General features: G+C 72.3%; 4 protein-coding genes. 3 read left to right on the top strand and 1 reads right to left on the bottom strand.

Annotated elements, in window-relative coordinates; all coding sequences use genetic code 11:
- Positions 1–142 precede the first annotated feature (142 nt).
- From WMF33_RS40285 to WMF33_RS40275, 3 genes are all read left to right on the top strand, one after another.
- Positions 143–439 carry a hypothetical protein gene (locus WMF33_RS40285; RefSeq protein WP_437333580.1) on the top strand — a complete coding sequence of 99 codons (297 nt, stop codon included), beginning with the start codon at positions 143–145 and terminating at the stop codon, positions 437–439.
- 528 nt (positions 440–967) lie between these two features.
- Positions 968–2,089, top strand: coding sequence for a DUF4419 domain-containing protein (locus WMF33_RS40280; RefSeq protein ID WP_437333579.1), 1,122 nt, complete (start codon positions 968–970; stop codon positions 2,087–2,089).
- A gap of 457 nt (positions 2,090–2,546) precedes the next feature.
- Positions 2,547–4,247, top strand: a complete 1,701-nt coding sequence (locus tag WMF33_RS40275) for an MYXO-CTERM sorting domain-containing protein (protein WP_437333578.1) — start codon at positions 2,547–2,549, stop codon at positions 4,245–4,247.
- A gap of 21 nt (positions 4,248–4,268) precedes the next feature.
- On the opposite strand, the gene WMF33_RS40270 is transcribed toward WMF33_RS40275, so the two are convergent.
- On the bottom strand, positions 4,269–4,829 hold the full coding sequence (locus tag WMF33_RS40270) for a hypothetical protein (RefSeq protein ID WP_437333577.1): 561 nt from the start codon (positions 4,827–4,829) through the stop codon (positions 4,269–4,271).
- Positions 4,830–4,908 lie beyond the last annotated feature (79 nt).

Genomic DNA, 4,908 nt, shown 5'->3' with positions numbered 1-4,908 from the left:
CGCGCTCGGGTTCGGAGGAACGTTGACCGGAGAGGGCGGCCTGGGCGTCGCGGTGGGCGAGCTCGGCGCCGTGGTAGGCCCCTGGCCGACATGGGAACCATTGTTCCCGCCCGTCGCGCTCCCGAGCTGATTCCCCGAAGGCGTGGTCGTCGCGGTCGTCGTGGTCGTCGTGGTCGTCGGGCCGGGCGAGCTCGTTTGGCTCACGCTCTTCCGCGTGACCGGATCCCAGCCGGAGAAGGCGCCCGGCTTCGGGGTCGGCTTCGGGGCCGCGGCCTGGTTCACGGCGTCGGGCACGGCCGTGCTGCTGGACGGCGTGCTGCTGCCGGCCGAGGGGTGCGTGAAACGGCCTGAGCCCTTTATCTGGTTGCCCAGCCCCGACCGGACCCCGGTGACTGGCGACGGCGAACGGCTCCGCGAGGACCTCATGGGCCATGATTGACGCGAAAATCGCGCGTTGCCAAGCGCCTCGCCCCCGCGCCTCGCGGCGGGATATCCCGCGCCATGGCATCCCTGCTCCGCCCGCTGCGCACCGCCTCGGGGCCGCGTCTGGATCGGCGATCCCCGCACCTCGGAGCCGCAACGGCGCGCCCCATTGCGGCGCTCGCCCGTCGAAACGCCGACGCGGGTCCTGGCATGCGTTCAGGTCGACCCGCGACAGGCGCCTCGATTGCGGCCAACCCGTCGGCCAGGTAATCTATCTCTCGAATGCATCCGCCGGCGTTGCGATTGTGCTGTAATATTCTTATGAGAGCGAATTGTTTTGCCTTTCCCTTCACGCGCCTCACGCGCGGTCGTGCGTCCGCGCGCGGTGGCTATCGAGGGCTGTCGGCGCGAATCCAAGGTTGAGCCGGCTCGCTGCGCGCCCGCCGCCGAGGCGAGTTGTCTCGCGCGGCGCTCTTGTGTACGAGGTTGGAGCGGCAGCGCTGGCCCATGAAGCCGTCGCGCAGGGCCAGGAGAGCGAGGATCCATGAGCATCACGACCATCGTCGTCACCGACTTCGAGCCTGCGACGGCGCCGCTGCCCGCGTTCGACGAGGAATCGACGGTGCAGAGCCTGCTCGTCTCCCGCGTCGAGGCCGCGTACCGCCATCGCCTGCCCATCGTCGGACGCACGGACGTGCACCCGCTCGTCCAGGCGGCGTACATGTCCTTCACCCAGCGCTACCCCCTCGTGCTCTCGCCCGACGTGATCTGGTTCTGCCTGGCCCGGGGGTTCACGCTCCACGTCGCCGCGAACGAGGAGCAGCGGCGCCAGGTCCTCCTCGAGGACGGCGACTTCGAGCTGAGGATCGACCGGCCGGATTTCACGCTCGGTCAGGTGAACCCGTGGCCCGTCGCCTTCTCGGACCTCTCCGCCCAGATCGCCGCGCGGGTCGGCACGCTGCGGGAGCTCGTGACAGCCAGCTTCTCGACCACGGGGCCGGTGGAGCGCGTGGCGTCGGAGCTCACGGTCATGACGCCGTTCGTGCCGCACTTCGAGTGGCAGCCGCCCTTCCCCGCGGACATGAGCTTTCCGAACGCCGGAATCCCGCGCATCTACCTGCTCGGCACGGCGGACGACTGGCGCTGGGTGCGCCACCGCGCGGCGGCGTTCGCCCCGTTCGGCGCGGAGCGCTGGACTCACGTCCTCCTGCCGGTGCTCGACCAGATCGTCGCCGCGGCGGAGGGCCGTCAGGATCCGGCGTTCTGGCGCGCCTTCTTCCGCTACGAGAACGCCGCGGACGAGCTCACCGGGTGGATCCACGTGCTCTTCCCCTACCTGCGCGCCTGGCCTGCCGACCACTTCGTTCCGAACACGGCCCTCGACGGCTGGCTCGAGCGGTGGCGGGCCGCGGAGGACAGGCGCAACCCGCTCGCCGCGCTGGCGAAGCCGGAAGGGCCCGGGCTCGCCCGGCTCCCGCCCGGGCTGACCAGCGCGCCCTTGCGGTTCATCGACGAGCAGCGCCAGGAGCACGCCCTGGAGTTCATCAGCGGTCTCATCGGCGTCACGCAGGACCAGCACTCGCTCGCGCTCATCCCGGAGTTCGTGTGGGCCGTCGTCCACGGCGAGCCCGGGCCCGCGGCCGAACCGCCCGCCGAAGCGCGCTGAGCGCGGCGGCAGCCGCTCGGCGAGGGCCGCGCCCGCCCCGCCGCAGCCGCGCCCCGCGCCTCGGATCGAACCTCGCGTCGGCCAGCCAGGCCCGCGCCTCGGGCACGACGCGGAGCCTCAGGTCGCGCCAAACGCCGAGACGACGCACTCCGCGCTCCGCCGCAACTCCCCCCCGCCGCGCCGCGGGAGAGCGTCAAGTAGGCTGTTGCCTCCCAGCCCGGAGCGGCAGCAGAAAACGCTCCTGACAGCCAGCGCGACTCCATGCGCCGCGGTGACAGCGTGCGTCAAAACAGGCGCGCACAGCGGCGCGGGAACAACTGGGCTGCAACATTTTGATGGTGCGGAGCTATGGAATCATCTACCCCCAGCGCTCACGAGGAGGTGTACAGTGGCGCACATGCCGCAAACGCCTTACTTCATGGGTTCTCGCCGACGCGCGGTACGAGCCGCGCTCTCTTTGTCCCTCTTGCTCGCGCCGCTCGCGGGGGCTGTACCCGCGAGCGCCGCGGTGGAGCAGCTGGACGGCACACGGCTTCCCACGCCGGTCAGAGAGGCCGAGCTCGGCCTCGTGCGGGGCCGCGGGTTCCCGGAGAACGCCGTCACGCTCGATGGGCTCTTCATGTACCGGGGGGAGGACATCGATCCCGTGGCGGACGCGAGCACGGAGCCAGGCGTCTTTTCGCCGCTCTGCGGGTTCACGGGAGAGCTGGTGCTGCGCGGGGGCGGGTGCAAGGTCGCGTTCGGCTGGTACAACGCGACGGCGAGCGGCGTGCGCCCGCCGGACAACCAGATCTACGAGCTGATCCCCGCGGACACGTCTGTGGCGTTCCGGTGCGAGGACAACGACTTCTGCCCGCTGGCCACGATGATGACGACCCAGGCGGGGCAGCACGACTGGACGCCGACCCAGTTCTCGGCGGCCGACATCCGCAACGACGCGCGGTACCAGGGCGGCCTCGTCGGCTTCGCGCTCATCGGCAAGGCGGGCACCTACTGCACCCAGACGAAGTTCTCGCAGCGCGAGCTCAACACGGTCTGCACGAGCTGCACGCCGAACGAGCCGTGGGTGACGACGCTGATCTACACGTCGACGGCCTCGCCCGACGCGTTCTATGTCGCCTTCGAGGACCTGCCCGTGACCCCGACGAGCTGGAAGGGGAGCCAGGGCGGGTACGAGAACGACGGCGACTTCAACGACTTCGTCTATTACATCACGGGAGTGACCTGCCAGGGCGGCGGCCAGATCTGCGACACGGGGCTGCAGGGCGCGTGCGCCGTGGGGAGGACGGGGTGCGCGACCGAGGGCGACACCGAGTGCCTGAGGGTCCTCGAGCCCGGCGAGCAGAGCGAGCGCTGCGACAACATCGACAACGACTGCGACGGCGAGGTCGACAACGGCGAGGGGCTCTGCGCGGACGGGCTCGTGTGCAACCGCGGGTCGTGCGTGCCGTACTGCGGCCGCGGCGAGGTCGTCTGCGACCAGGGCTTGGTCTGCGAGGAGGGCCTCTGCGTGGAGGAGGCGTGCGTGGGCGTGGCGTGCGAGGGCGGACAGGTCTGTGTCGGCGGCTCCTGCGTGGGCGGGTGCGACGGCGTCATCTGCCCGGCGAACCAGGAGTGCCAGCTCGGGCGGTGCGTGGATCTCTGCGCCCAGATCGAGTGCGAGGACGGCGCGGTCTGCGAGCGCGGCATCTGCCAGTCGAACTGCGGCTGCCGCACCTGCCCCGACGGCAAGACGTGCGGGGACGACGGCCGCTGCGTCGACGTCGGGTGCAAGGGCGTGACCTGCGCTGAAGGGCAGCTCTGCATCGGCGGGAGCTGCACCGACGCGTGCGCGGGCGTCGTCTGCCCCGGCAACGCGCCGTGCGCCCGCGGGTTCTGCGGCGACCCGCCGATCAACGGCGGCGTCACGGCCTCGAGCGGGGGCCAGGACGGAGGCGGCCTGTTCCTGGACGAGCCGCCGGATCTGACCTCGGGCGCTGGCGCGGGCGCTGGCGCTGGCGCGGGCGGCGGGGGCAGCGGCTTCGTTCCCAAGCCCGACTCGTCCTGCGCCTGCCGCGCGGGCGCGACGTCCGAGGGCTCGCCGGCCCGCCTCGGCCTGCTCGGCCTCGGTCTCTTCCTCCTCGCCGGCCGCCGGCGCCGTCCGCGCGCCGCGCTGTAGAGGCCGCGCCGCGCGCCCGCGTCACCCGCCGGCGCGCGCCGCCATCGCGGCCACGAGGCCCGCCACGACCGCCGCGAGGAACCACGCGAGGCGCGCGCCGGGGGGCTCGCGCCCCGCGGCGCCGGCGGGCAGCGGGAACACCACCGACCGCACCCGCCGGGACTCCGCGTCGACCAGGAGCACCCCGTCGACGTCGAACGCGAGCCGGTACTCGAGCAGCTGCCGCCGCGTGGCCGGCGTGTCGATGCGCGGCGCGAGCCGGCCTGTCTTCACCTCGGCGACATACCGCCTCTGGCCGTGCGCCACGAGGTAGTCCGCGCGGAGCCCGACGGTGAACGGCTCGCCGTCGATCTGGACTCCATAGGAGACCGCGACCTGCCGGCCAACGATCGTGTAGCCGAGCTCGCGGAGGAGCGCCTCGGCGCGCGCCTCCCCCGCGGCGCCCTGCTCCCGGCAGCGCTCGATCCGGCGCCGCTGCCGGGCGCTCCGCCACGCGAGCCGGAGCGTCTGGACCAGCCCGAAGAAGAGCGCCGCGCCGGCCACGGCCAGGAGGAGCTCCGGCGGGATGTCGCGGAATTCCACGCAGCGCGTGTTTGCGCAGGAATCCGGATCCAGGGCCAAGTTTTGTGCGCACGCTTGTCCTCGGCCTGGCTGGCGCGCA

It is taken from the genome of Sorangium sp. So ce394 (genome assembly GCF_051474665.1).
Classification (GTDB): domain Bacteria; phylum Myxococcota_A; class Polyangia; order Polyangiales; family Polyangiaceae; genus Sorangium; species Sorangium cellulosum_D.
This window is presented reverse-complemented; position numbering and strand designations above follow the sequence as displayed.

What these genes read in the sequence shown, in the direction of transcription:
- WMF33_RS40280 (WP_437333579.1), top strand. Translation starts at nt 968, where the DNA reads ATGAGCATCACGACCATCGTCGTCACCGACTTCGAGCCTGCGACGGCG.